This is a genomic window from Pseudomonas sp. Marseille-Q0931, from assembly GCF_940789645.1.
Classification (GTDB): domain Bacteria; phylum Pseudomonadota; class Gammaproteobacteria; order Pseudomonadales; family Pseudomonadaceae; genus Aquipseudomonas.
Window position 1 is genome coordinate 63,923 of sequence record NZ_CALNWT010000010.1, and the last position, 23,291, is coordinate 87,213.

General features: G+C 61.5%; 19 protein-coding genes and 1 pseudogene. 5 read left to right on the forward strand and 15 right to left on the reverse strand.

Going from position 1 to position 23,291, the window contains the following annotated elements; translation table 11 throughout:
• Positions 1-11: 11 nt before the first annotated feature.
• From P3C50_RS16360 to phbB, 8 genes are all read right to left on the reverse strand, one after another.
• The gene (locus tag P3C50_RS16360; protein ID WP_010563423.1) at positions 12-227 is read right to left on the reverse strand and encodes a YgdI/YgdR family lipoprotein; all 216 of its coding nucleotides are present in this window, start codon (positions 225-227) and stop codon (positions 12-14) included.
• Entirely contained in the window at positions 224-1,633 is a 1,410-nt protein-coding gene (locus tag P3C50_RS16365; protein WP_230585319.1) for a TolC family outer membrane protein, read from the reverse strand. Before P3C50_RS16365 ends, P3C50_RS16360 begins: the two co-directional genes overlap by 4 nt.
• 107 nt (positions 1,634-1,740) lie before the next feature.
• Entirely contained in the window at positions 1,741-2,856 is a 1,116-nt protein-coding gene (locus P3C50_RS16370; RefSeq protein ID WP_038664457.1) for an ABC transporter permease, read from the reverse strand.
• Between the two features lies 1 nt (position 2,857).
• On the reverse strand, positions 2,858-5,596 hold the full coding sequence (gene rbbA / locus P3C50_RS16375; RefSeq protein ID WP_106733390.1) for a ribosome-associated ATPase/putative transporter RbbA: 2,739 nt from the start codon (positions 5,594-5,596) through the stop codon (positions 2,858-2,860).
• Complete coding sequence (locus tag P3C50_RS16380) at positions 5,593-6,666, reverse strand: HlyD family secretion protein (protein WP_038664451.1); 1,074 nt, start codon at positions 6,664-6,666, stop codon at positions 5,593-5,595. The genes rbbA and P3C50_RS16380 overlap by 4 nt, the downstream gene beginning before the upstream one ends.
• Positions 6,667-6,692: 26 nt before the next feature.
• Positions 6,693-8,393 carry a class I poly(R)-hydroxyalkanoic acid synthase gene (gene phaC / locus P3C50_RS16385; RefSeq protein ID WP_011911904.1) on the reverse strand — a complete coding sequence of 567 codons (1,701 nt, stop codon included), beginning with the start codon at positions 8,391-8,393 and terminating at the stop codon, positions 6,693-6,695.
• 140 nt (positions 8,394-8,533) lie between these two features.
• Positions 8,534-9,712, reverse strand: a complete 1,179-nt coding sequence (locus P3C50_RS16390; RefSeq protein ID WP_003464250.1) for an acetyl-CoA C-acetyltransferase — start codon at positions 9,710-9,712, stop codon at positions 8,534-8,536.
• Between the two features lie 36 nt (positions 9,713-9,748).
• Entirely contained in the window at positions 9,749-10,504 is a 756-nt protein-coding gene (gene phbB / locus P3C50_RS16395; RefSeq protein WP_011911905.1) for an acetoacetyl-CoA reductase, read from the reverse strand.
• 283 nt (positions 10,505-10,787) lie between these two features.
• Between phbB and P3C50_RS16400 the strand changes: the two are divergent.
• Positions 10,788-11,726: pseudogene (locus tag P3C50_RS16400) on the forward strand (AraC family transcriptional regulator); the annotation flags it as partial.
• Positions 11,727-11,777: 51 nt separating this feature from the next.
• Here the strand turns inward: P3C50_RS16400 and gltS are convergent.
• Genes gltS through P3C50_RS16430 form a run of 6 tightly spaced genes read right to left on the reverse strand, consistent with a single transcriptional unit; the run spans position 11,778 to position 18,662 of the window.
• Positions 11,778-12,998 carry a sodium/glutamate symporter gene (gene gltS, locus P3C50_RS16405; RefSeq protein WP_010563430.1) on the reverse strand — a complete coding sequence of 407 codons (1,221 nt, stop codon included), beginning with the start codon at positions 12,996-12,998 and terminating at the stop codon, positions 11,778-11,780.
• Between the two features lie 15 nt (positions 12,999-13,013).
• The gene (fabI, locus tag P3C50_RS16410) at positions 13,014-13,793 is read right to left on the reverse strand and encodes an enoyl-ACP reductase FabI (RefSeq protein ID WP_010563431.1); all 780 of its coding nucleotides are present in this window, start codon (positions 13,791-13,793) and stop codon (positions 13,014-13,016) included.
• Complete coding sequence (locus tag P3C50_RS16415; protein ID WP_003464233.1) at positions 13,790-14,998, reverse strand: acetate/propionate family kinase; 1,209 nt, start codon at positions 14,996-14,998, stop codon at positions 13,790-13,792. Before P3C50_RS16415 ends, fabI begins: the two co-directional genes overlap by 4 nt.
• Positions 14,995-15,927 carry a phosphate acetyltransferase gene (locus P3C50_RS16420; protein ID WP_003464230.1) on the reverse strand — a complete coding sequence of 311 codons (933 nt, stop codon included), beginning with the start codon at positions 15,925-15,927 and terminating at the stop codon, positions 14,995-14,997. Before P3C50_RS16420 ends, P3C50_RS16415 begins: the two co-directional genes overlap by 4 nt.
• Entirely contained in the window at positions 15,924-18,473 is a 2,550-nt protein-coding gene (locus P3C50_RS16425; RefSeq protein ID WP_003464227.1) for a DUF3141 domain-containing protein, read from the reverse strand. Before P3C50_RS16425 ends, P3C50_RS16420 begins: the two co-directional genes overlap by 4 nt.
• Before the next feature lie 39 nt (positions 18,474-18,512).
• Positions 18,513-18,662 carry a hypothetical protein gene (locus tag P3C50_RS16430; RefSeq protein ID WP_153336801.1) on the reverse strand — a complete coding sequence of 50 codons (150 nt, stop codon included), beginning with the start codon at positions 18,660-18,662 and terminating at the stop codon, positions 18,513-18,515.
• 58 nt (positions 18,663-18,720) lie between these two features.
• Here P3C50_RS16430 and P3C50_RS16435 point away from each other — a divergent pair, with 58 nt between their 5' ends.
• A complete protein-coding gene (locus tag P3C50_RS16435; RefSeq protein WP_003464225.1) occupies positions 18,721-19,287 on the forward strand; it encodes a phasin family protein in 567 nt (188 codons plus the stop codon).
• Positions 19,288-19,321: 34 nt separating this feature from the next.
• On the opposite strand, the gene phaR is transcribed toward P3C50_RS16435, so the two are convergent.
• The gene (gene phaR / locus P3C50_RS16440; RefSeq protein ID WP_010563433.1) at positions 19,322-19,846 is read right to left on the reverse strand and encodes a polyhydroxyalkanoate synthesis repressor PhaR; all 525 of its coding nucleotides are present in this window, start codon (positions 19,844-19,846) and stop codon (positions 19,322-19,324) included.
• Positions 19,847-20,191: 345 nt separating this feature from the next.
• On the opposite strand from phaR, the gene P3C50_RS16445 reads away from it, so the two are divergent.
• From P3C50_RS16445 to P3C50_RS16455, 3 genes are read left to right on the forward strand one after another with little or no spacing between them, the layout of a single operon-like run.
• Entirely contained in the window at positions 20,192-22,069 is a 1,878-nt protein-coding gene (locus P3C50_RS16445) for an esterase/lipase family protein (protein WP_275546803.1), read from the forward strand.
• Positions 22,066-23,100 carry a DUF4105 domain-containing protein gene (locus P3C50_RS16450; RefSeq protein ID WP_003464218.1) on the forward strand — a complete coding sequence of 345 codons (1,035 nt, stop codon included), beginning with the start codon at positions 22,066-22,068 and terminating at the stop codon, positions 23,098-23,100. The genes P3C50_RS16445 and P3C50_RS16450 overlap by 4 nt, the downstream gene beginning before the upstream one ends.
• Positions 23,100-23,264 (forward strand): hypothetical protein, encoded by a 165-nt coding sequence (locus P3C50_RS16455; RefSeq protein ID WP_010563435.1) that lies wholly within the window; start codon positions 23,100-23,102, stop codon positions 23,262-23,264. The genes P3C50_RS16450 and P3C50_RS16455 overlap by 1 nt, the downstream gene beginning before the upstream one ends.
• Positions 23,265-23,291: the final 27 nt, after the last annotated feature.

A 23,291-nucleotide genomic window follows, 5' to 3' on the forward strand; every position in this document is an offset into this window, starting at 1 on the left:
TCATTGCTGAATCAGAGCGTCCTGATGGTATTCACCTGATCTTTATTTATACGTTGGGGTTTCCCGTCAGGTTGCTTAAATTCGTAGAAACCACTTTTTGCATCGTATTTGGGTTCGTCTAGTGTCTGGATTTCCTGACCGCTGTTGAGCACGATCAGCGAGGGGGTAGAACAGCCAGCAAGCAGGCTGAGAGTCAGAGCGGAAAGTACAAGGCAGATTTTTTTCATGATGATGCTCCTAAGTTGTCGTCAGTAAAGTTGGCTTCTAATGTTTCTTCCGGTAGGAAGTCTTTGTCCGGGTTGTAGTCAGGCTTGAGGAAGCTGTCCAGCGCTTCCAGGTCAGCCGGACTGAGGGTGCCGGCGGCCTGCTTCAGGCGCAGGTTGTTGAGGATGTAGTCATAGCGCGCGTCGTTGTAGTTGCGCACCGCGCTGTACAGCTGACGCTGGGCATCGAGCACATCGACGATGTTGCGGGTGCCGACCTGGTAGCCGATCTCGGTGGCTTCCAGGGCGCTCTGGTTGGAGATGATCGACTGGCGGCGCGCCTGCACGGTCTCCACGTCGGTATTCACCGCACGGAACAGGTTACGGGTGTTCTGCACCACCTGGCGGCGCAAGCTTTCGCGCAACTGCTCGGTCTGCCCCAGGCGCTGATAGGCCTCACGCACCTGCGAGCTGGTCAGGCCGCCGCTGTACAGCGGGATATTCAGTTGCAGGCCGATGGAGCGCTGCGAAACATCGCCACCGTATGTAGTGGGTGACGCAGCAGAGTTGGTAAAGCCCAGGCTGTCATTGTCGCCCTTCTGATAGCTGGCCACGGCATCCAGGGTCGGCGCATGGCCGGCCTTGCGCTGGCGCAGGTTTTCCTCGGCAGCATCGACCGCGAAGAAGCTGGCCTGCAGATTGAGGTTCTGCGCAGCGGCGGTATCGACCCAGGTTTTGGCGTCGTTCGGTGTCGGCGCCAATACCGGCAAGGTATGCACGATACCTTCGACTGCCGTGTAGCTGCGATTGGTCAGCGCCACCAGGGCCTCGAAGGCATCATCCACGGCGCGCTCGGCGAGAATGCGGTTGGCTCGGGCAGTGTCGAAACCGGCCTGCGCTTCGAGCACGTCGGTCTTGTCGGAAAGGCCAACATCGAAGCGCTCGTTGGCCTGATCCAGCTGGCGCTTGAACGCCGCCTCTTCGGCACGGGTCGAGGCCAGGGTGTCCTGGGCGCGCAACACGGCAAAGTAGGTCTCGGCGCTCTGCAGAATCAAGCTCTGCTCGGTCGCTGACAGCTCCAGCGCCGCCTGCTCACTGGTCGCCTCGGCCGCCTGCAGCTGGAACCATCGATCGGCACGGAACAGTGGCTGGCTCAGGTTGGCCTGATACACCAGACCGCTGCGCGACAGGGTGTTACTCGGCGAATCGAGCTCGGTGCGGGTATCGCCATAATTGGCCCCCGCCGACAGGTTGGGCAGCAGCCCGGCACGCGCCTGCGGCACCACTTCGCGACGCGCCTGGTAGTCGGCGCGAGCGGCAGCGATATCGGCGTTGTTCTTCGCTGCTTGTTTGTACACGGTGACCAGGTCGGTTTTGGCCGGGGTGGGTAGGGAGGTTGCCCAGCCCTGTGCTGGGATGCCCAGGCAGATGGCTGTCACCAGGGCCAACCTAGCGGTTGTGGTTATCTCCACGTATTAGTTTCCTTATTTGGTCTGTCTTGCATGTCTATTCGAATGGCACCGTGTGGATGGCCTTCTCAATGCAGGGATTTGCGCAGCCGCGACAAGGCACCGATGAAAAACACGCTACCGATGGCGCCTAGGGCAAGCATTTGCGGCCAGACGACAGCCGGGCCGGCGCCACGGAAGAGAATGGCTTGGGCTAGCTCGACGAAGTGCGTGGTGGGTGCCGCCAGCATGACGTTCTGTACGACTTCCGGCATGCTTTCGCGCGGGGTCATGCCGCCGGAGAGAATCTGCAGAGGCATCAGCACGAGAATGATCAGCAGGCCCAGCTGTGGCATCGAGCGGGCCAGGGTGCCGAAGAAGATGCCCATCGAGGTGGTGGCGAACAGGTGCAGGGCGACACCGCCGAGGAACAACAGCACGGAGCCGGGAATGGGGACGGCCAGCCAGCCCTCGATGATGATGCGCATGGACAGGGCGGTGGCGGCCAGCACCACTAGGCCCATCGACCAGACCTTGGCCGACATGATCTCGAACGGCGTGACGGGCATCACCAGCAGGTGCTCGATGGTGCCGTGTTCGCGTTCGCGGATCAGTGCGGCGCCGGTGAGGATGATCGACAGCATGGTGATCTGGCTGACGATTGCGTTGACGGAGCCGAACCAGGATTGCACCAGGTTGGGGTTGTACTGCATGCGTACCACCGCTTCGACGGGTACCGCGTTGGCGCCACGAAAGCGCCTGAGGAACTCGCCGACCTCGTCATTAATGATCTGCTGGATATGTCCAGCCCCCGTGAACGCTTGGCTGACTTGTGTGGCATCGACATTGAGCTGGATGGTTGGCTGGCGTCCGGCTAGCAGATCTTGCTGGAACTGCGGCGGGATGTTCAGGGTGAAGGTATAGCGCCCGGCGTCCATGCCGCTGTCCATGGTTTCCAGGTCGATGGCCGCGGGCTTGATGAAGTAGGGCAACTGGAAGCCGCCGACGATGCGCGTCGACAGTTGCGAGCGATCCTCGTCGAGCACGCCAATGCTGGCCCGGTGCGGCGACTCCGGCACACTGTTGGCTTGGGAGTAAATGCTCAGGGTGAAGGCGTAGAGGATCAGCAGCAACAGGGCCGGGTCGCGATACAGGCTGCGCAGTTCCTTGATGCCCAACTGCAGGATGTTGTTCAGTTTGCGCATCTTATTTCTCCTGCTTCTTCAGGCCGGCGACGCTGAGCAGGGTCAGTGTGGGGATGGTGATCAGCAAGGGAATGAAGTAGGGGTAGAGTTCGGCCAGGCCCAGCGCCTTGGAGAACACGCCACGGCTGATGATCAGGAAATGGCTGGTCGGGTAGAGGTTGCCGATCAAGGCGCTGGCGCCTTCCAAGGCCGATACCGGGTGGATCAGACCGGAGAATTGCGTAGCCGGCACCACGGTGGCGATGGCGGTGCCGAAGATCGCGGCGATCTGGCTATTGAGCACCGAGGAGATCAGCAGGCCGAGGCTGGTGGCGCAGGTCACGTAGAGCAGTGCGCCGAGTGTCAGGGTCAGCATGCTGCCCTTGACCGGCACATCGAAGAAGCAGACCGAGAAGGCCACCAGCATGAAGAAGTTGGCCATGCCCAGGGCGATATAGGGCAACTGCTTGCCGATCAGGAACTCCAGGCGGGTCACCGGCGTGACGTAGAAGTTGGTGATCGAGCCCAGCTCCTTTTCCCGCACCACGCCCAGGGCGGTGAGCATCGCCGGAATCATCATCAACAGGATCGGGATCACCGCCGGCACCATGGCTTGCAGGCTTTGCACATCGGGGTTGTAGCGGTAGCGCAGGGCGATGTCGAACTGGCTGCGGGCCGCATTCCCGGGAGCCGTCGCGGCAAGCTGCTGCAGGTAGCCCTGGTGGATGCCCTGTACGTAGCCCTTGACCGTATTGGCGCGGGTCGGCATGGCGCCGTCGACCCAGAATCCCAGCTGTGGTACGTCACCGCGCTTGAGCTCGCGACCGAAGCCTGGCGGAATCTCCACGGCCAGGCTGATATCGCCCTGGCGCATGCGCCGTTCGAGTTCGTCGTAGTCGCGCAGTGGCGGTTTTTCCTGGAAATAGCGCGAGCCGGTAAGGGTCTCGGCATAGGCGGCGCTGGTGGTGGTCTGGTCGCGATCGAGTACCGCGTAGCTCAGATCCTCGACATCCAGGTTGATGCCGTAGCCCATGATGAACATCAGCAGAACCGTACCGATCAAGGCCAGGGTGGCGCGAACAGGATCGCGGCGCAGTTCCATGGCTTCGCGCTGGGCGTAGCTGTACAGGCGCCGAGGGCTGAAACATGATTTTGCCGCGCTGGCATGGACGAATTCCGCCTCCTCTGGTGCCTGCTGCGGGGCGTCCGCCGGTGTGTCGTCAGCGGCATCGCGCAGGTAGGCGATGAAGGTTTCTTCCAAGGTGGACAGGCCGCGCTTGGCCATCAGCGCCTGCGGCGTGTCACTGTCCAACACGCGGCCGGCGTGCATCATCGACATGCGGTCGCAGCGCAGCGCCTCGTTCATGAAATGGGTGGAAATGAAGATGGTCACGCCATCCTTGCGCGACAGGTCGATCAACAGCTCCCAGAAGCCGTCGCGGGCTACCGGGTCGACGCCGGAAGTCGGCTCGTCGAGGATCAGGATCTCCGGCTGGTGAATCACCGCCACCGCCAGCGACAGGCGCTGGCGCACCCCCAGGGGCAGATCCTCCGGCAACTGCTCGGCGACTCCCTGAAGATCGAACCTGTCGAGCATTTCCTGAATGCGCGCGGGACGCCGTTGCGGCGGGATTTCGAACAGCCGGGCATGCAGGTCGAGGTTCTGCAGCACACTCAACTCGCTGTACAGCGAGAACGCCTGGGACATGTAGCCGACCCGGCGGCGGGTGTCGATGTTCCTTGGGTCGACCGGTTTGCCGAACAGGAAGGCTTCGCCTTCGCTGGCCGGCTGCAGCCCGGTGAGCATCTTCATGGTGGTCGACTTGCCGCAGCCGTTGGAGCCGAGGAAGCCGAAGATTTCCCCGCGCTCGATGCGGAAATCTACATGATCGACGGCGACGAAATCACCAAAGCGGCAGGTCAGGCCGTGCGCCTCGATGGCCACCGCATTCTCGCCGCTGGCCGCCGGGCGCGGTGGAATCACTAGGGTATGGTGGCCGCTGCGCTTGGCTTCGGGCAACAGGGCGATGAAGGCTTCTTCCAGATTGTCGGTGCCGGTGCGTTCGAGCAGTTCGCCAGGGGTTCCGATATCCAGCACCTTGCCGTCGTCCATGGCCACCAGCCAGTCGAAACGCTGGGCTTCGTCCATGTAGGCGGTGGCGACCAGCACGCTCATGCCGGGGCGGCGCTTGCGAATGCGCTCGATCAATTCCCAGAACTGGTTGCGCGCCAGCGGGTCGACGCCGGTGGTGGGTTCGTCGAGGATCAACAGATCCGGATCGTGGATCAGCGCACAGCACAAGCCGAGCTTCTGTTTCATGCCGCCGGACAGCTTGCCCGCCGGGCGTTCGACAAACGGCGCCAGGCCGGTGCTTTGCGTCAGGTCGGCAATCCGCGCCCTGCGCTCCTGCTCATCCTGGCCGAACAGGCGGCCGAAGAAGTCGAGGTTCTCGAACACGGTCAGGGTCGGGTAGAGATTCTTGCCCAGGCCCTGGGGCATGTAGGCGATGCGCGGGCAGACGTCGCGGCGGTGGCCGGCATCGGCCATGTCGCCGTCGAGCACCCGTATCGTGCCGTCCTGCATCCTACGCGCCCCGGCGATCAGGGCCAGTAGGCTGGACTTGCCCACGCCATCTGGGCCGATCAGGCCGACCATGCGGTTGGCGGGGATGTCGAGGGTGACCGCGTCCACCGCGCAGGTTTTGTTGTAGCGCAGGCTGACCTCGATCAGTTGCACCACGCTGGGGTCGTTCGCTGTCATGGTGTGATTCGCACGTGCAGGCTTTCGGGCCACTCGGCGGAGGCGTCGAGTTTCAGGTAGGCCATGCCGGGAACCCCGGTCTTGACCTGCTCGAGGTGTTTCTGCAGCAGTACGGGATCGATCCGTGCCTTGACCCGGAACATCAGTTTTTCCCGTTCGTTGGCGGTTTCCACTGTCTTAGGGGTGAACTGCGCGACGCTGGCGACGAAGGTCACCTTGGCCGGGATCACATATTGCGGCGCGGCATCCAGGATCAGCCGCACCTCCGCGCCGAGGGCGACCCGACCAGCCTGTTGCGCCGGCAGGAAGACGTTCATGTACACGTCGTTGAGGTCGACCAGATTGAGTACCTTGCCGCCTGCACCCAATACTTCGCCTGGCTGGCTGACACGATACTGCACGCGGCCACTGCGCGGTGCCTTAAGCTGGCTGTCCTCGATATCGGCCTGCAGACGTTCGACGCTGGCCTGGGCTGCTTCCACAGTGGACTCGGCTTCGATCACCTGCGATTGTGCCGCCTCGATGGCTGCCTGGGTCGACAGAACCTGGGAGCGGGCTGCGCTGAGGGCGGCCTGGCCGCTTTGCAGGGCGGCCAGGTCATCGTCGAGTTTCTGCTGGGGCAAGGCATTGCGTCTGACCAGGGTCTCGGTACGGGCGTAGCGCTTCTGTGCCGCGGTCAGTTCGGCCTGGCGCTGGTGCACCACGGCTTCGGCGGTGGCCTTCTCGCTGATACGCAGGGAAACCTGGGAATGAGCCGTGCGGGTGGCGTTCTGTGCTTGGCGAACCTGGGCCTGGGCCTGGCTCAACTGGGCGGTGAGCACCTGGATGTCCATTTGCGCGAGTACTTGTCCGGCGGCGACGAAATCGCCTTCGTCGACGTCGATCTGTAGCAGACGGCCAGCCAGTTTTGCGGCGACATCCACTTCGGTTGCCTCGATCCGGCCATTGGCGCTGGCGAAACCGGAACCCAGGCCGCTCGGGCGCAGTTCCAGCCAGACCAGTGCGGCCACGGCGGCCAGGGCGACGGCGGAGGCCGTGTGGATCAGGGTTTTCTTCTGTTGTGGCTTCATCGAGGGTTTTCCTAAACTTCGGGCGGTCATTGCTTCACGTAGCGCCCAGGCGCTTGTTCTAGGGGAGGGTATTCGGCATTGCCCATCCGCGTGATGGCGGGCCGGAGCTCGCCGGCATGCCCGGCCAGCCAGGCGAACCAATCGACCCACCAACTACCTGCGTGTTGTTGAGCGCTTTGTAGCCAGTCGTCAGCAATCGGCGTGATGTGCTCGTTTACCCAGTAATGGCGTTTGTTGCTTGCTGGTGGGTTAATCACTCCGGCGATGTGGCCAGAAGATCCGAGGACGAAGCGTTTCGATCCCCCAAGAAGAGCCGTGCTGGCATAGGCACTGCGCCATGGGACTATGTGGTCATCGTGGGTTCCGAGGAGGTAGGCTGGCGCCTCTATGGAGCGCAGATCCAGCTTGACCCCGCACAGCTCCAGCTCGCCCGACTTGAGGTCGTTCTGCAGGTAGGTGTGGCGCAGATACCAGCAGTACATGGGGCCAGGTAGGTTGGTACTGTCGTTGTTCCAGAACAGCAGATCTAGGGCGCGTGGTTTCTGTCCCTTGAGGTACTTGTCGACGTTGTAGTTCCACCACAGCTCGTTGGGCCGCAGCAGGGAGAAGGTGTTGCCCATATCCTCTCCGCGGAACAGGCCACATTTACCACCATGGCCACCGATGGTGCGCTCGCGGTAGGCCACCAGTTGCTCATCGACAAAGACACTGATCGGCCCGGTATCAAGGTAGTCGAGGAAGGTGGCGAACAGGCTCAGACTGGCAATGTCGTGGTCGCCCCTCGCAGCCAGCACTGCCAACGCGCAGCTCAGCAGGGTGCCGCCGATGCAGAAGCCCAGGCAGTTCAGATGACGCTCGCCACTGATGACCCGGGTAGTGCGTAGGGCGCTGATCACTCCGTCCTGGATGATCTGCTCCCAGGTGATGTCAGCCTGTTTCTGGGTGAAGTTGCGCCAGGACATCAGGAATACCGGGTGACCCTGTTCCAGCAGATGGCGAACCAGAGAATTTTCCGGGCTGAGGTCGAGGATGTAGTACTTGTTGATGGCCGGCGGGACGATAAATATTGGCCTCTGGTACTGTGTATCGGTGAGCGGCAGGTATTGGATCAACTGGAACAGCGGAGTTTCCAGCACCACCTCACCGGGAGTGACGGCGAGATTCACGCCAACTTCGAAGTCGCCTCGGTCGCATTGACGCAACTTGCCTTCTTGTAGGTCTCCGGCCAGATGCAATAGACCACTGAGCAGGCTGGCCCCCTGGGTTTCCACCAGGCATTTCAGGGCATCGGGATTGCTCAGCAGGAAGTTGCTCGGGGCGCTTGCGGCGATTGCCTGCTCGATCAGGTAGCGCAGACGCTGACGTGGCTTCTCTTCTTTGATGGTGAGCAGCTCCAGCAATTTCAGCAGAAATCCGGAATTCAGCAGGTAGAAGGCGGCCATGGAACCGAACAACGGTTCACTCCAGTTGCCACTAGCGAAACGCCGGTCGTCGAAGTCGAACGGTTGACGGGCCAGCAGTTGCTGGCCAAGCGCTGTCCATTGTTGCTGGTAGTCAACCTGCAATTGTTCCAACGCTTCGGGGGAGACATTGAACCACTGGCTTTGGTCATGCCCGTTGAACCAAGAGTTTTGCGCTACGTACAGGCGCAGTTGCTGTAGGGCGAAGCTGGTGATGAAAGGCGCCTGTCCTGACCAGTAGTGAGCGAAAGAATGTGAATTGTTCATGTTCATGGTTTGTCCAAGAAAATGAAAAAAGGCCGCGCCCGGCAAAGGGCACGGTGCGATCATTTCGGGGAATACCCTCACCGCCATCCAGGCGGTGAGGGTGCAGGGGAGCTCGCCCGATAGATCCGCGAAATCGTTAGTCAGCGTTCAATGGCCAGCGCCACGCCCTGGCCGCCGCCGATGCACAGCGTCGCCAGGCCTTTCTTGGCATCGCGGCGGATCATCTCGTGCAGCAGGCTGACCAGCACGCGGCAGCCGGAGGCGCCGATCGGGTGGCCAAGGGCGATGGCGCCGCCGTTGACGTTGACCTTGGCGGCATCCCAGCCCAGCTCCTGACCAACGGCCAGTGCCTGGACGGCGAAGGCTTCGTTGGCTTCGATCAGGTCTAGCTCGTTCAGGCTCCAGCCGGCTTTGTCCAGGCAGTGGCGGCTGGCCGAGACCGGGGCGATACCCATGATCGCCGGATCGACGCCTGCGTTGGCATAGGCGCTGATTTTCGCCAGCACCGACAGGCCCAGCGCTTTGGCCTTGGCTGCGCTCATCAGCAGCACGGCGGCGGCGCCATCGTTGAGGCTGGAGGCATTGCCGGCGGTAACGCTGCCGTCCTTCTTGAACGCCGGCTTGAGTTTGGCCAGCGACTCGGCGGTGGTGCCGGCACGCGGCTGCTCGTCACGGGCGAAGGCGATTGGATCGCCCTTGCGCTGCGGGATCAGCACCGGGGTTATCTCGGCGTCGAAACGACCAGCTTCGATGGCGGCCACGGCCTTCTGCTGCGAGGCGGCGGCAAAGGCGTCCTGGGCTTCACGGCTGATGCCGTACTTGTCCACCAGGTTCTCGGCGGTGATGCCCATGTGGTAATCGTTGAAGGCATCCCACAGGCCATCGACGATCATGCTGTCGAGCATCTGCGCATGGCCCATGCGCAGGCCGGTGCGGGCTTTGGGCAGCACGTAGGGCGACAGGCTCATGTTCTCCATGCCGCCGGCAATGATCACCTCGGCATCGCCGCAACGGATAGCCTGGGCAGCCAGGTGCAGGGCCTTGAGGCCCGAGCCGCAGACCTTGTTCAGGGTCATCGCAGGAACGACGTGGGGCAGGCCGGCGCGAATCACAGCCTGGCGTGCGGGGTTCTGTCCGGACGCGGCAGTGAGCACCTGGCCGAGGATCACTTCATCGACCTGGGCAGCATCGAGGCCGGTCTGCTCGAGCAGGCGCCGGATGACGATGGCGCCGAGTTCCGGTGCCGGAATCTCGGCCAGGCTGCCTTGGAAGCTACCGATGGCGGTGCGGGTTGCAGCGACGATAACGACGTCGATCATCTGGAATGCCTCATGTTATGACTAGTCGATTGCGCATCACTGCATATTCATGCCGCCGTTCACCGAGAAGTCGGCGCCGGTGGCATAGGCGGATTGATCAGAGGCTAGCCAGGCTACGATCGAGGCAATTTCCTCAGGCTGGCCGAGGCGACCGACGGGGATTCCGGCAATCATGCCTTCAAGGATGTCTGGGCGAATTGCCGCAGTCATATCTGTCTTGATATAGCCAGGGGAAACCGTATTGACGGTCACGCCCTTGCCACTCACTTCTCGGGCCAAAGCCATGCTGAAACCATGGATACCGGCTTTGGCTGCAGAGTAGTTGGTCTGGCCGAACTGACCCCGCTGTCCATTGATCGAGGATATGTTGATGACACGCCCCCAGCCCTTGGTCAGCATGCTCTCGATGACCTGACGGGTTGTGTTGAACAGGCCGGTGAGGTTGGTATCGATCACTGCTTTCCAGTTTTCGGGAGGCATCTTGCGTAGCGTACCGTCTCGGGTGATCCCCGCATTGTTGACCAGTACATCAATCGGGCCGACATTTTCGCGCACCATCTCAAAAGCCTGGCGGGTGCTGTCCCAGTCGGTGATGTCGCAGTCGATGCAGTGGAAGTGGAAGCCAGCCTCTAATTGCTTCGCCATCCAAGAGGCTTTGCGGCTTGAGTAGGGGCCGCAACTCACCACTACGGTGAAACCATCCTGGTGCAGGCGCTGGCTGATCGCTGTGCCGATGCCGCCCATGCCGCCGGTGACCAGTGCTATACGTGTCGAATTACTCGAAGTAGCCACTGACCATGCCTCCTTAATCGAAGCCTTGATATTTTGGTCAAGCTTCCGGTGCTTCACGGGCAGGAACAATGTTTCTGGGTGACGCTGGGTTGTCCTTGCGCGCCAATTCTGTCGCGTTTTGACAGTGGTTCGGCCTGGTCTTGATCTGGATCAGGAAGAATGCCTTGCGGGCCTCTAATATGCGTATTTCACGGCGATCAATCGTTTGCCTTTCGGCTGGGAACGGGCGCAGAGGGATGCTATGTACAGGATCAGTTCCAGTTACGTCGGGATGCTGGTGGCTATGCTGCAGGCGGAGGGACTGGATGCGGTGCGTTTGTGTCGTGAGGCAGGAATCGATATGTGTTTGCTGGCACAGGAGGATGCGTTCTTCACGCGCGCTAGCGCCTATCGACTGATGGCGCTGGCCGAGTTGGATTCGGACAATCCGAATCTCGGCCTCAAGGCTGCCGTGCATTTCAAACCTGGCAGTTTCCAGTTGGTGGGCTACGTGATGATGTCCAGTGCCAACCTGAAACAGGCTCTGGAGCATTTTGTGCGTTTTCACTTGCTACTTGGCAATGGTGTCACTCTCGCACTGTCTCCTGAGCAAGGCGGGCGTCTGCGTTTGACATGTTTGGAGCATCCTGAAGAGGGCTGTCCCAGAAATCGAGCGTTTGAGGATGCCGGTGCCGCAGCCCTGTTGGGTTTTTGCCGTTGGCTGATGGGGGGAGGGCTGCCGCAACCGCTGCAATTCGATTTTGTCCATGACGAGCCGGGTAATCTCCCTGAATATCAGCAGTTATTCGGGTGTTCGTTACGTTTCGGTGCCCAGCACACTAGTGTCCTGTTCGACCAGCAAGAATTGTTGCGCCCGTTGAGCACGGCCAATGAGGCGCTTGCGTTGTTACATAAGCGCTTCGCCGAGTTTCGTCTGGGGCAGTTGGGTGGTGTCTCCTTGGGGGGGCGCGTGCGTGGCCTGATAATCGAGCGCCTGGGTCAGGAAGGATGCGACATGGAGTCGATCGGACTGGCTCTTTGCATGAGCAAGCGTACCCTGCAGCGAGGCCTGGAAAAGGAAGGGCTGAAGTTCAAGGACATTCTCGGTGATGTTCGCCGGCAGTCGGCCGATTATTACCTGTGCCGCAGCTCATACAGTCTGACCCAGGTGGCCGAGTACCTGGGGTTCCACGATCAGAGCAGTTTCCACAAGGCCTGCCTGCGCTGGTTCGGGAGGTCTCCGGGTCGATACCGGCTGGACGAAGGCGAGCAGAGTACGCCCCATGAGGATGTCTCAGATGCCGCTCATCAGGCTGATGATCAGTGCATTGACGATATCGATGAAGAAGCCGCAGACCAGCGGAACGATAATGAACGCCTGGTGCGCGGCTCCGTAGCGCTGAGTAACTGCCGTCATGTTGACGATGGCCGTTGCAGTTGAACCCAGGGCGATGCCGCCGAAGCCGGCGGCTATCACGCTGGCTTCGTAGTTGCGGCCCATACAACGGAAAACCAGCAATACGGTATAGAGGATCGTCAATGTTATCTGCAATGTCAGGGCTGTGACGACGAAGACCAGAACACCGCCTAACTGCCACAACTGCAGTCCCATCAGCGCCATGACTAGAAACATACCCAGGCAGATATCGGATATCAGCGCCAACCCTTGGCCGGCTCCGCTCCAGTGCTTGATGCGTTGACCGCCGATGGCTGCTTGCAACAGGTTACGAATGACGATCCCGGCCAACAGGCAACTGACAAACGAGGGGAGGGTGATTCCGCTGTTGAGCAGCAGCAAGTTGAAGCCGTGGCCCAACATCAGCGTCATGTTCAACCACATCCAGGCCCACAGGATGTCGTAATGGCTGATGGGGGCGGAGATGTCTGCCGAGGTTGCTGGTACTCCAACTTCCAGGTCTGAATCGCGAGAGGGGGTTAAGGCGTGGCGGCGTATCAGGTAGTTAGCGATCGGCCCGCCGATACAGCACGCTGCGATCAACCCCACTGTGTTACTGGCAATACCTAGCTCCATGGCATTTTCGATGCCCAATTGCTCGGTGAACAGCGGTGCCCAGGCCAGGGTGGTACCGACGCCGCCGGTGAGCGAGATCGAGCCGAGCATCAGGCCGGCTCTGGGATCCAGGCCGAAACCGCTGGCCACGCCCATACTCAGCAGGTTCTGCAAGACGATGAACACGCTGGCGAGTACCAGCAGAATTAGCAGCGGGCGGCCACCCTTGACCAGGTTGCGGATATCCGACTTCAACCCGATGCCTGCGAAGAAGTAGAGCAGCAGTACATCGCGTACCTCCAGGTCGAAGACCACTTCGATATCCAGTATGTAGAACAGAACGGCGGTAACAGCGGCACAAAGGAAGCCACCGAGCACTGGTTCTGGAATGCTGTAGCGGCCTAGTGGTTCGTAACGCTGTGCGAGCCTCTTGCCCGCGAACAGCAGCATGATCGCCAGAGTAAAACTGACCAGCCCCTCAACGAGAAAGGTATTGTCCTGCATGAAGAGTCCTTGCGGTTAGCCGAGGATGTTCAGGCCGCCATCGACGAAGTGGACGCCGCCAGTTTGGCCCTGACTGGCATTACTGACCAGCCATGCGCACAGACCGCCGACTTCTTCCAAGCTGACTAGGCGGCGCAGGGGCGCGCGATGGGTAGAGGTTTGCAGCAGGTGATCAAAGTCTTTCAGCCCGGATGCTGCTCGAGTCGGCATGGGGCCGGGGGAAATGGCATGCACGCGGATGTTGTGTGGCCCCAGCTCGGTGGCCAGGTAGCGCACACTTGATTCCAGGGCGGCTTTGACTGGGCCCATCAGTGCGTATCCTTCGATCGTTTCCTGGGCTCCCAAGTAACTCATGGTTACCAGACTGCCGCCCTGGGGCATCAACGGCTCGGCCAGGTGCGCCATGCGGATGAAGGAGTGGCAGGAAATGTCCATGGCCTGCTGAAAGCCGCTGCTGGAACTGTCCAGCAGGCGGCCGCGGATTTCCTCTTTGGGTGCGCTGGCCAGGCAGTGTACGACGAAGTCCAGTGATCCCCATTGCTCTGTAATGTGCTCGAATAGAGCCTCTAGCTCGCCGGGCCGGGTGACGTCCAGCGGCATCCGCACGCTGGCTTGCACCTGTTGCGCCAGGGGCTCGACATGCGCCCTGGCTTTCTCATTCAGCCAGGTGATGGCCAGTTCCGCGCCCATTTCATGTAGCGCTTGGGCACAGCCCCAGGCGATCGAATGGGTGTTTGCGATGCCTACCACCAGGCCGCGCTTGCCAGCCAGGGACAGACTTTCTTTGATGCTCATGGGTGTTGCTCCTGATACAGGTGCCAGCTATGGCGCGCGATGATGCTCTCTTCGTCGGTGGGGATGACCCATACTGATCGGGTGCTGGATGTACCGGATATAAGCTCGGCGTTGCGTCGGTTCGCCGTGTCGTCTAGCTGCAGCCCGAAGAGCGGCGCGAGATGCTGTAGTACCTGGGCACGCAGCTCAGCATCCTTCTCGCCGATACCGGCCGTGAATACCAGTGCGTCCAGTCCGCCCAGGCATGTGGCAAGCCGACCGACTTCCTGGGCGATACGGTAGGCGTAGTAGTCGATGGCCAGGGCCGCGCGCGGCTCGTTGCTGGCGCGTAGCTTGCGCATGTCGCTGCTGACCCCGGATATGCCGAGCAGGCCGGATTGTCTGTACAGCAGTTTTTCCAGCTCATCAACAGATATGCCTTGCCCCAGCAGGTACAGCAATACGCCTGGATCCACGGCGCCGCAGCGGCTTCCCATGGGTAAGCCGTCGAGAGCACTAAAACCTGTTGTCATTTCGATGCTGCGGCCAGCTTCGATAGCGCAAAGGCTGGAACCATTGCCTAGGTGAGCGATGACCAGCTTGCCAGTAGCGAGCTCCGGTGTTTTGTCGATTAGGCGCTGGCTGACGTATTCGAAGGACAGGCCATGAAAGCCGTAACGGCGTACGCCCTGTTCGTATAGCGCGTAGGGCAAGCCGAAGAGTTGACTGATTTCATTGCGTCCAGCATGGAAAGCCGTGTCGAAGCAGGCGATCTGGGGCAGTTGAGGGTCGTGCTCGAGCGCGGCATGGATTGCCGCGAGGTTGTGCGGTTGATGCAGTGGTGCCAGAGGCTCCAGCGTCTTCAGACGTGCCAGTGTAGTGTGATCCACGCGCACCGGTGCGCTGAAATCCATGCCCCCGTGCACCACACGATGGCCGATCAGCACCGGTGGGCGATCCTGTAGGCCTTCTTCAAGGACACGATAAATCTGCTGGAAGGCCGCCTGCATATTGGCAATCTGTTCCGGCTCGAAACTCGTGTCCTGCATTATCGTTCCGTCGGCCATGACGACCTGTAGACGTGGCGCCACGCCAATCCCGTCCAGCTTTCCGCGCGCCAGCAAGCGAGGTTGATCTTCGCCCCGGCGACCGGAGAATAGGCCGGTCTTAATGCTCGAAGAGCCTGCGTTGACGGTGACGATGAGTTCGTCCTGAACAGGGCTCATACAGGTATCCCCAGGCGAGCGCGCCGTGCTTCGGCAAGTAGCACGGCCAGCCCACAACTGGCGATGCGCGCTCTTGGACTGTCAGCGCGGCTGGTGAAAACAATAGGTACTCGGGCGCCAAGGACGATGCCAGCAGCTTCGGCTCCGGCTAGATAGATCAGCTGCTTGGCGAGGATGTTGCCCGCTTCCATGTCCGGTACCAGCAGGATGTCCGGGTCGCCGGCGACTTCTGAGTGGATACCCTTGACCCGCGCGGCTTCGGCGTTGATCGCATTGTCGAAGGCCAGTGGCCCGTCGAGCAGCGCGCCGTCGATCTGTCCGCGCCGGGACATGACCACCAGTGCGGCGGCCTCCAGGGTTGAAGGCAGCTTGGCGGTGACGGTTTCCACCGCCGACAGCAGCGCCACCTTGGGCTGTTCGATGCCGAGAGCGTGCAGCATCTGGATCACATTGCGGCAGATGTCGGCCTTGTCTTCCAGGCCGGGGAAGATGTTGACCGCCGCGTCGGTGACGAACAGCGGCTTGTGGTAGCTGGGCACGCTCATGGCGAACACATGGCTGAGGCGCCGTTCCGTGCGCAGACCGTTTTCGCGGTCGGCCACGGCATGCAGCAGTTCATCGCTGTGCAGGCTGCCTTTCATCAGCAACTCGCCACGGCCTTGGCGGATCAGGGCGACACCACGCTCGGCGGCGGCGTGGCTGTGTGGCACGTCCTCCACGGTCAGCCCGTCGATATCCAGACCGGCTTCGCTGGCGGTTGCCGCAATCTTCTGGCGCGGGCCAACCAGAATCGGTGTGATCAGCCCGGCCTGGGTGGCCTCCAGCGCCCCGCGTAGCGCGTTCGCCTCGCAAGGATGCACGACGATGGTGGGCAGCGGGCCAATCTCGGCGCAGCGGTTCAGCAGCGCCTGGTAGTGATCCAAGCTCATTCGGCGTTGCCTCCCTTGTCCGGGCTCGCGAGGCCAGGTGCGGGCGCGGAGCGGGTTGCCTTGATGCGTGCTGGTTTTTCCGGCGCGGCCACTGGGCTCCTGCTCCGGGTCGCTGCCGGGGGCGGGCTGGCATCAGTCTGTGCCTGCGCCTTGGCAGGCCGGGCGGCATTTTTCTTCCTTGGTCGCGTGGCGGCCTTGGACGTAGGGGCGTCCGCCTCGGGGAGGCGCAGGCTTGCCTGGATTTGCTCTGGCGGGCTGTCCACCGTGATGAGTGGCACGGATGGTTGGGCGAAATCCGGCAATGGGTGTTCGAGCAGATCATGCAACCGACGCCAAAGATCACCCACGGCACCCTCGGCGTACAGCAACTCAGGCACGAGGTGCGTGGCGGCTGTCAGGACGACTTCACGCTGGCTGGCCTTGGCTAGCAAAAGGGGCAAGGTGTTCAGGCTTTCCTCGGGGTGGGCGAAGACCAGTAGATCCTGCAGGCGGACGCTGTCACGTACGGCGAGAGGGTCGATGCCGAGCTGTTGCGAGAGCGTGCGAGCGCGCTGGGCGAGCTCTTCGATGCGTTCTTTGCCGAACCTGCCGCTGGCACGTGCGAGCAGGCAGAAAATGCGAATGAGCGCTTCCCGCTCCCCACCCTGGAGAAGCGAGTCGTGCAGATGCTCGATCAGAGCCTTGTCCCGTTGTTCTATGTGGCTCTGTTGCGAGCGCGGTGCTTGCCCTCCGGTCAGGGTGCTCAGCCCGCCGTAGAAGCTGTGGAAGAGCAACTCCTGGGATGCATCGCGGATGTCGCGATAACCATCGAGCTGGGCCTCGATGACGCTGGAGAATACCTCTTGCCAGGCAAGCAGGGGGTTGTTGGGGGATGCCGGGCGGCGATTGGTGCGGGTCAGGGCCGCGCTTCCCGCCAGCCACCAGAGGGCTGGATTGAGGCTGCTCCAGACGATCTGCTGCTGGTGAAATGGGTGGCTCTTGCGCAGGGATTCGGCGAGTGGTTCGTTGATCGCCCTGCGCATCCAGGGCCGCACGAACCAGTCGTAAAGCGTGCTGTTGAGTCCGGAGACGCGGTCGACCAGGGCGAATTCACGCTCGTCGCTTCGGCCATCTTCATCGTGGGCGAGAATATCGGCGATACGCCGGGACTCGAAATGTACCTGATACGCCTGGTCACCACTGGGGGATGCCGGTAGATCGTCGATCATCAACTCGTACAGGCCAGGCGACAGCAGGGCGATGGCATCGATGGCGCCGAGCAGCTGCCGGTGTTCGCGCCGGGCGACCTTGCCGGAGACGAAGATGCCCAGGTGGCCGATGCTGGCATGCTGCAGGTAGACGATGGTGCGTCCGGCGCTGCGCAGTGCCAGGTCGCTGGGGTAGACGTCGGCTATCCAGTTCAGTGCCTGCTGCGGCGGAGTGATGTTGTCGCCGTACGAGCAGAACACCACCACGGGCGCCTCGATGCGTTTCAGATCGATGCCGCTCGTGCGACCGGAACCGCCGGCCAGGCGGTTGCCGATGAACAGGTCGTCGACGATCACCTCGATCTCCTCGCTGTTGAGCAGGGTCGGGCTGCCCCACCAGCGTTCGAAATCGAGAAAGCGCGGGGTTTCGGCGTCGACGTCGCGGAACAGGTTGTAGTACTTGCTCCAGTAGGTGTTGGCCGGGTTCAGGCTCTCGAAGTTGCTGACCAGCCAGGTGCCGTCGAAGCGGCCGTTGCCCAGGTCGCTGCCCAGGCGGGTCATCCAGGCGCCGCCGAGCAGGCCGCCGGCATAGCGCATCGGGTTGCGCCCGTTGACGCCGGCCCAGTAGGACAGCGGCGCACCGTTGACGATCACCAGGCCCGGCAGTTCCGGACGTGCCGCCGCCAGGCCCATCAGCGCCCAGCCGGCCTGGCAGTTGCCGATCACCACCGGCTTGCCGGCCTCGGGATGGCGCGCGCTGACCGTTTCGATATAGCGGGCTTCGGCCTCGGCGATGTCGAGCAGGGTCTGGCCGGGCGCGGGGGCATGGCTGAAGGCGATGAAATAGGTCGGATGCCCGGCGCGCAGGCTTTCGCCAATTTCGGAGTCTTGCTTGAAGCCGCCGATGCCGGCGCCATGACCGCCGCGCGGATCGATGACGATGACCGGCTGACGAGTGGCATCGCTTGGCTGGTCAGCCGTTGGAAGGATGCGCAGCAGGGAATAGTTGACCGGATGAGGCAGGTCGTGGCCGTCGATCAGCACCTCGTAGGGAAACTTGAGCAGCAGGGGATAGCCGGCGCGCTCGTGGGCCAGGGTATTGTCGCCACGCTGGCGCAGTGCATCCCAGAACAGCAGGCCGCGTTGCCCGCAGTCGACCAGGTATTCCCAGCAGTCTCCCGGGCTGGGGGCACGCAGGCGACCTTCGTTGAGGGGCGCGAGCAGGGCCGCATGGCGTTGGCCGAAGGCATCGAGCATAAGCTTGCCGTGCAACTGCTGCAGACGGCTGAGGTGTTCGAACAGATTATGGAATGAGGAAAAGCTGTCTTCTCGCTTCGCAAAAAAACTTTCCTGGCTCATGAGCATTTCCTATCTCGGTGGCGTGCTAAAGGCCTGCGCTCAATCCTCCCCTTGGAGAGGCTGCATGGCGTTAAGGCTAGGTTTATAGCGAATCGCTGCGGCTTGGGCAAAATTTTTTTGCAGTGCAAAAAAGCTCTTGCGATCTTTTTTGTGCGGTGCAATATTATGCTGGCGCGGCAGCTCCATCATGGATGGCTTTCGCGTGTCAGGCCGTAGGTGGCCTTCCCCATTGCCAGGAGATCCGACCATGTCTTTTTTTGATTCGGAAAAACTGCAAAGCGCACAGAAAGCCAACCTTGACCTGCTGCAGCAGATCAGTGGCAAGGTATTCGAGAGCGTCGAGCAGCTCAGTCAGTTGCAATTCAAGGCGCTACGCGCTTCCAGTGGCGAGCAGTTCGACAGCTTGCGCAAGCTGCTGTCAGTGCGTGACCCGCAGGCCTTCGCCGAGTTGCAGGCGTCCTTCGCTCAGCCGGCAGCCCAGGCGGAGCGCCTGCTGGAGTTCAATCGCGAGGTGTACGATCTGGTCTCCAGCACGCAGGCGGATATCGCCAAGCTTGCCGAGCGCCAGGTCGAGGCGGGCACCAAGCAGGTGCGGGAACTGGTGGACGTTATCGCCAAAAACGCCCCGGCGGGTGCGGAACCGGCGGTAGCCGTGCTCAAGTCGGCACTGGAAAGCGCCGGCAGTGTCTATGAAAGCGCGCAGAAAGCCGCCAAGCAGGCAGCCGAGATCGCTGAGAACGGCATCGCTGCCGCCGCTTCCGCGGCCGGTCAGGCCACTCGTGAAGCCGGCAAGGCTGCGGGCGGGCGCAAGTAAGGCAGGGCGGCCGTGTCACGGACGGTGATGAGTTTCATTGCTCATCACCGTCTTTTTTCGTCTGCCTGAAATTGCCGGGTGGGATGCCGCCGAACATACCGAATAGGTTCTGGGTGCCCAAGTAGAGCTTCTTCGACTGTTCTACGTACTGGCTCATCATCTCCTGCATGACGGGCACCTGCTTGTGCATAAAGTCGCTCCAGGCCTGTGAGGATTGCACCCCGGTCTGGGTCTGGATTTCGATCACAGTCTGGATGCTCTTTTCCAGATAGTTGCCGAGCATGCCCTGGAATGGGCCATAGAAACGGATGATGCCCTTGAGCATATCGCTGGAGAAGAGCGGCTCGCCGTCGCTTTCCGCTTCCTGAATGATCTGCAGCAGGATGCTGCGAGTCAGATCCTCGCCAGTCTTGGCGTCGACCACCTGGAACGGTACTTCGTCGATGACCAACTGGCGGATGTCGGGGAGGGTGACGTGGGTGCTGGTATGGGTGTCGTACAAACGGCGGTTGGCGTATTTCTTGATCAGGCGTGGGGCTCTGTGGCCGTCATCGGACATGTGTAGCGTCTCATTATGAGTCGGAGTGTCTGTGGCAGGTATTATCTCAGGCCTCTCCCGGTGTAGATATATTGTTAATGCGGGGATAATTGGTTGTTTTAGTTTTTCGGATATAAGGCCGTAAGATATTCGCAGATACTTACTTGGGGCTGGCATCTACCGCCAGCAGAATCACTTCGCGCTGTATCAGTCGAGATGGCGTCTGAACCATATGCGGATCGTGATGATCCGCGCCATCTCCGACGTAATGGGTATCTACCGATTGTGAGCTCTTCAACTTATACCACCACTTCGTTCACTGTGAGTCGTTCACTGCGTTGCTTTCCGTCAGTCCTGCTGGTTCTAGTGCTGGCCGGGTGTGCAGGGGTCAAGGTCACGGCGGTCAGCAACAATGATTACCTGGCCCAGCGCCGCGGTGATGTGTTGACCACCGGCAACCTCAGTGCTTCGGCGGTTGCTGCCCTGCAGGTCGTGGGCAGTGATGAGAAGCGCTGCCTTGCTGACCTGCCGGCCTGCCGCGAGGCGCTGGACAGCACAACGGGGTTGCGTGACGAACAGCGGCTTTCCACGCTGGCCGAGCTGTGGCTGAAGGAAGCCCAGGACGGCGGCAAGGTGATGGCGGCGGAGGCCCGCACCGATGCCTACCTGGAGAGTGCCCGGTATGCCTACGCCTACCTCTTCCTGACCACCCGCACACCGAGCCAGCGCGCCCTGGAAGACCGGCAGACGCAGGTGCGCGACTACTACAACTTTTCGGTGCAGCAGGCGCTCGTCGAGGTCTTCGATCGCTACCGTGGACGGCCACCATCACCCGAGGACACTCAGGGTAATTTCCGCCTCAAGACCGGGCGCTGGACGATCGGCGGGCGCATGACCGATGTGAGGCTGGCCGATGACCGCCTGTTGCCGAAGGAGCTGATTCCGGCTGCGTCCCTGTCCTTTGGCGGGTTGCGCAACCAGTACCGTCGGGATGGACTGGGTGCCGAGTTGGTAGCGGTGACGGCCAAGCGCGTGGTGAGCAAGGGGAGCGATGAAATACCCTGGAGCGAAACCCCCTTCCCGGCGATTACTGCCGTGGCGCGCTTTCCCGGGGAGTCCCTGGAGCAGGTGTTGTCCACCTATCAGGTGGAAGTGATCGGTTATGACCCCTACCGGCAGGATTCGGTGGACATGGCAGGTGTGCAGGCGCCCCTGGCGGCCAACTTCACGTCGGGCTATGGCCTGTGGCTGGCGCGTTCCGGGTTTGCCCGGCAGTCCCTGCTGACTCTGGTCGGACGCGGCGAAGTGTTGGAACGCCCCCATGTCTACCTGCTGCAGCCGTTCGATCCCGACCGGCGCATCGTGGTCATGCTGCATGGCCTGGCCAGCAGCCCGGAGGCCTGGATCAACGTGGCCAATGAAGTGCTGGGCGACGAGGAACTGCGCCGCAATTACCAGATCTGGCAGGTCTACTACCCGACCAACCTGCCGCTGGCCGTCAACAATCAGGCCATCCGCGAGGCCATCGAGCAGACCTTGGCGAATTTCGATCCGCAAGGCACGGCCAAGGCCAGCCACGATATGGTGCTGGTCGGGCACAGCATGGGGGGCGTGTTGTCACGGCTGATGCTGTCCTCATCGGGTGACCAGTTGTGGGATGCCATGCTGGGAAGTTACGGGATGCAAGGCGCGCGCCTGGAAAAAGCCCGGGCGAAGCTCGGGCCCTACCTGTATTTCGAGCCATTGCCTCAGGTGAGCCGGGCCGTATTCGCTGCGGCGCCACACCGGGGTACCCCGTTTGCCGAAAATCGCGTGTCGCGCTGGGCCGCAGGGCTGGTGAAGATGCCGGTGTCGATGTTGAACCGTTTCAAGGAGGTTGCCCAAGTGCTGGTTGACCCCAATGCGGCGGCACCGGTCGCGTTGGTGCGCCCCCTCAACAGCATCGACAACCTGAGCAACCAGGACCCCTTCGTCAAGGCCGCAGCCGACCTGCCCATTTCGCCACGAGTGCACTATCACTCGATCATCGGCAACTACACGCCAGACCTCGAGGTCCTGCTGTCCAGTGACGGCGTGGTGCCGTACGCCAGCTCGCACCTGGCTGGCGCCGACTCGGAGCTGGTCGTGCCATCGTGGCACAGCGTGCAGGAAACACCGCAGGCGATCATCGAAATTCGCCGCGTGCTGCATGAACACCTCACCGGCCTGGCCAGCCCCAAGGTGGCTACGGTACGAGCGCCATGAACGGGCTGTTGGGTCTTCTCCTGCGCAGTGTCCTCGCGCTGTCGTTTTTTCTGATCATGGCCTGGGGCGTGCTGGCGCTGTTCTACCAGACTGGAGGGCTGGCAACCTGGGTGCTGATTGCGGGCTGGTGCCTGCTTGGCTGCATTCTGCAGGTTCTGCTGTGGCGCGGGCGTCCCATACTGGCGCTTGTCGGTCAGGTGCTTGTCTTCGCCGCGTTGCTGGTCTGGTGGACAAGCCTGGAACCGTCAAACCAGCGTATCTGGGCTGGTGATGTCGCGCAGATGACCCAGGGCGAGCTCGTGGGCAATCAGCTCATCCTGCACAATGTGCGCAACTTCAACTGGCGCAGCGATGATGACTATGACGTTGCCTGGGAAACACGTCGCTACGATCTCGACCAGCTCGCCTCGGTCGACCTGATCACCTCCTATTGGGGCATGCCGGCCATCGCCCATGTTCTGGTTTCTTTCGGCTTCACGGATGGGCGTTTTCTGACGTTCACCGTTGAGGTGCGCAAGGAGCAAGGCGAGGCCTATTCGGAGATTGGCGGTTTCTTCAAGCAGTTCGAGTTGAGCATCGTCGCCACTGACGAGCGTGATGCCTTGCGCGTGCGCACCAACGTGCGCGGCGAAGACAGCTATCTCTATCGTATTGCTATGCCCGACGAGGCGATGCGTGCGTTGCTGCTCTCCTATGTGCAGCAGGCCAACGCCCTGGTCGATCAGCCGCGTTTCTACAACACCATTACGGCCAACTGCACCACCATCGTTTTCGACATGCTGCAGACGATCATTGGCGGACTGCCGGTCGATTACCGTTTGCTGCTGACAGGCTACCTGCCGGCCTATGTCATGTCGGTCGGTGGCCTGCAGGGTGGCTACAGCCTCGATACGTTGCGTCAGCACGGGCGCTTTACCGAACGGGCACGGATGGCCAACGATGCGAGCGATTTTTCCAGGCAGATCCGGCGCGGAGTGCCCGGCTGGGTCTCTCCCACCGATACCAGCCACAATGATGAAGGCAGAGACTGATGCGAGAACTTGAAGTGATGATTGGCCTGATCGGCCTGGGATTCCTGCTCCTGATGGTCGGCTACAGCCGGCGGGAACGGGACAGTGGTGTGCTGGTGATGGCCACAGGGATAGTGGTGATGTTGGCTACCATTGGTTACAAAATCTACATTGAGCTGAGGTAATGAACCATCCTGCACTCGTTGTTTGTT

Bases quoted from the DNA above. Each gene is read 5' to 3' on its own strand.
- P3C50_RS16360 (WP_010563423.1), bottom strand. From the start codon at position 227: ATGAAAAAAATCTGCCTTGTACTTTCCGCTCTGACTCTCAGCCTGCTT.
- P3C50_RS16370 (WP_038664457.1), bottom strand. From the start codon at position 2,856: ATGCGCAAACTGAACAACATCCTGCAGTTGGGCATCAAGGAACTGCGC.
- rbbA (WP_106733390.1), bottom strand. From the start codon at position 5,596: ATGACAGCGAACGACCCCAGCGTGGTGCAACTGATCGAGGTCAGCCTG.
- P3C50_RS16380 (WP_038664451.1), bottom strand. From the start codon at position 6,666: ATGAAGCCACAACAGAAGAAAACCCTGATCCACACGGCCTCCGCCGTC.
- phaC (WP_011911904.1), bottom strand. From the start codon at position 8,393: ATGAACAATTCACATTCTTTCGCTCACTACTGGTCAGGACAGGCGCCT.
- P3C50_RS16390 (WP_003464250.1), bottom strand. From the start codon at position 9,712: ATGATCGACGTCGTTATCGTCGCTGCAACCCGCACCGCCATCGGTAGC.
- gltS (WP_010563430.1), bottom strand. From the start codon at position 12,998: ATGCAGGACAATACCTTTCTCGTTGAGGGGCTGGTCAGTTTTACTCTG.
- fabI (WP_010563431.1), bottom strand. From the start codon at position 13,793: ATGAGCATCAAAGAAAGTCTGTCCCTGGCTGGCAAGCGCGGCCTGGTG.
- P3C50_RS16415 (WP_003464233.1), bottom strand. From the start codon at position 14,998: ATGAGCCCTGTTCAGGACGAACTCATCGTCACCGTCAACGCAGGCTCT.
- P3C50_RS16420 (WP_003464230.1), bottom strand. From the start codon at position 15,927: ATGAGCTTGGATCACTACCAGGCGCTGCTGAACCGCTGCGCCGAGATT.
- P3C50_RS16425 (WP_003464227.1), bottom strand. From the start codon at position 18,473: ATGAGCCAGGAAAGTTTTTTTGCGAAGCGAGAAGACAGCTTTTCCTCA.
- P3C50_RS16430 (WP_153336801.1), bottom strand. From the start codon at position 18,662: ATGATGGAGCTGCCGCGCCAGCATAATATTGCACCGCACAAAAAAGAT.
- P3C50_RS16435 (WP_003464225.1), top strand. From the start codon at position 18,721: ATGTCTTTTTTTGATTCGGAAAAACTGCAAAGCGCACAGAAAGCCAAC.
- phaR (WP_010563433.1), bottom strand. From the start codon at position 19,846: ATGTCCGATGACGGCCACAGAGCCCCACGCCTGATCAAGAAATACGCC.
- P3C50_RS16450 (WP_003464218.1), top strand. From the start codon at position 22,066: ATGAACGGGCTGTTGGGTCTTCTCCTGCGCAGTGTCCTCGCGCTGTCG.
- P3C50_RS16455 (WP_010563435.1), top strand. From the start codon at position 23,100: ATGCGAGAACTTGAAGTGATGATTGGCCTGATCGGCCTGGGATTCCTG.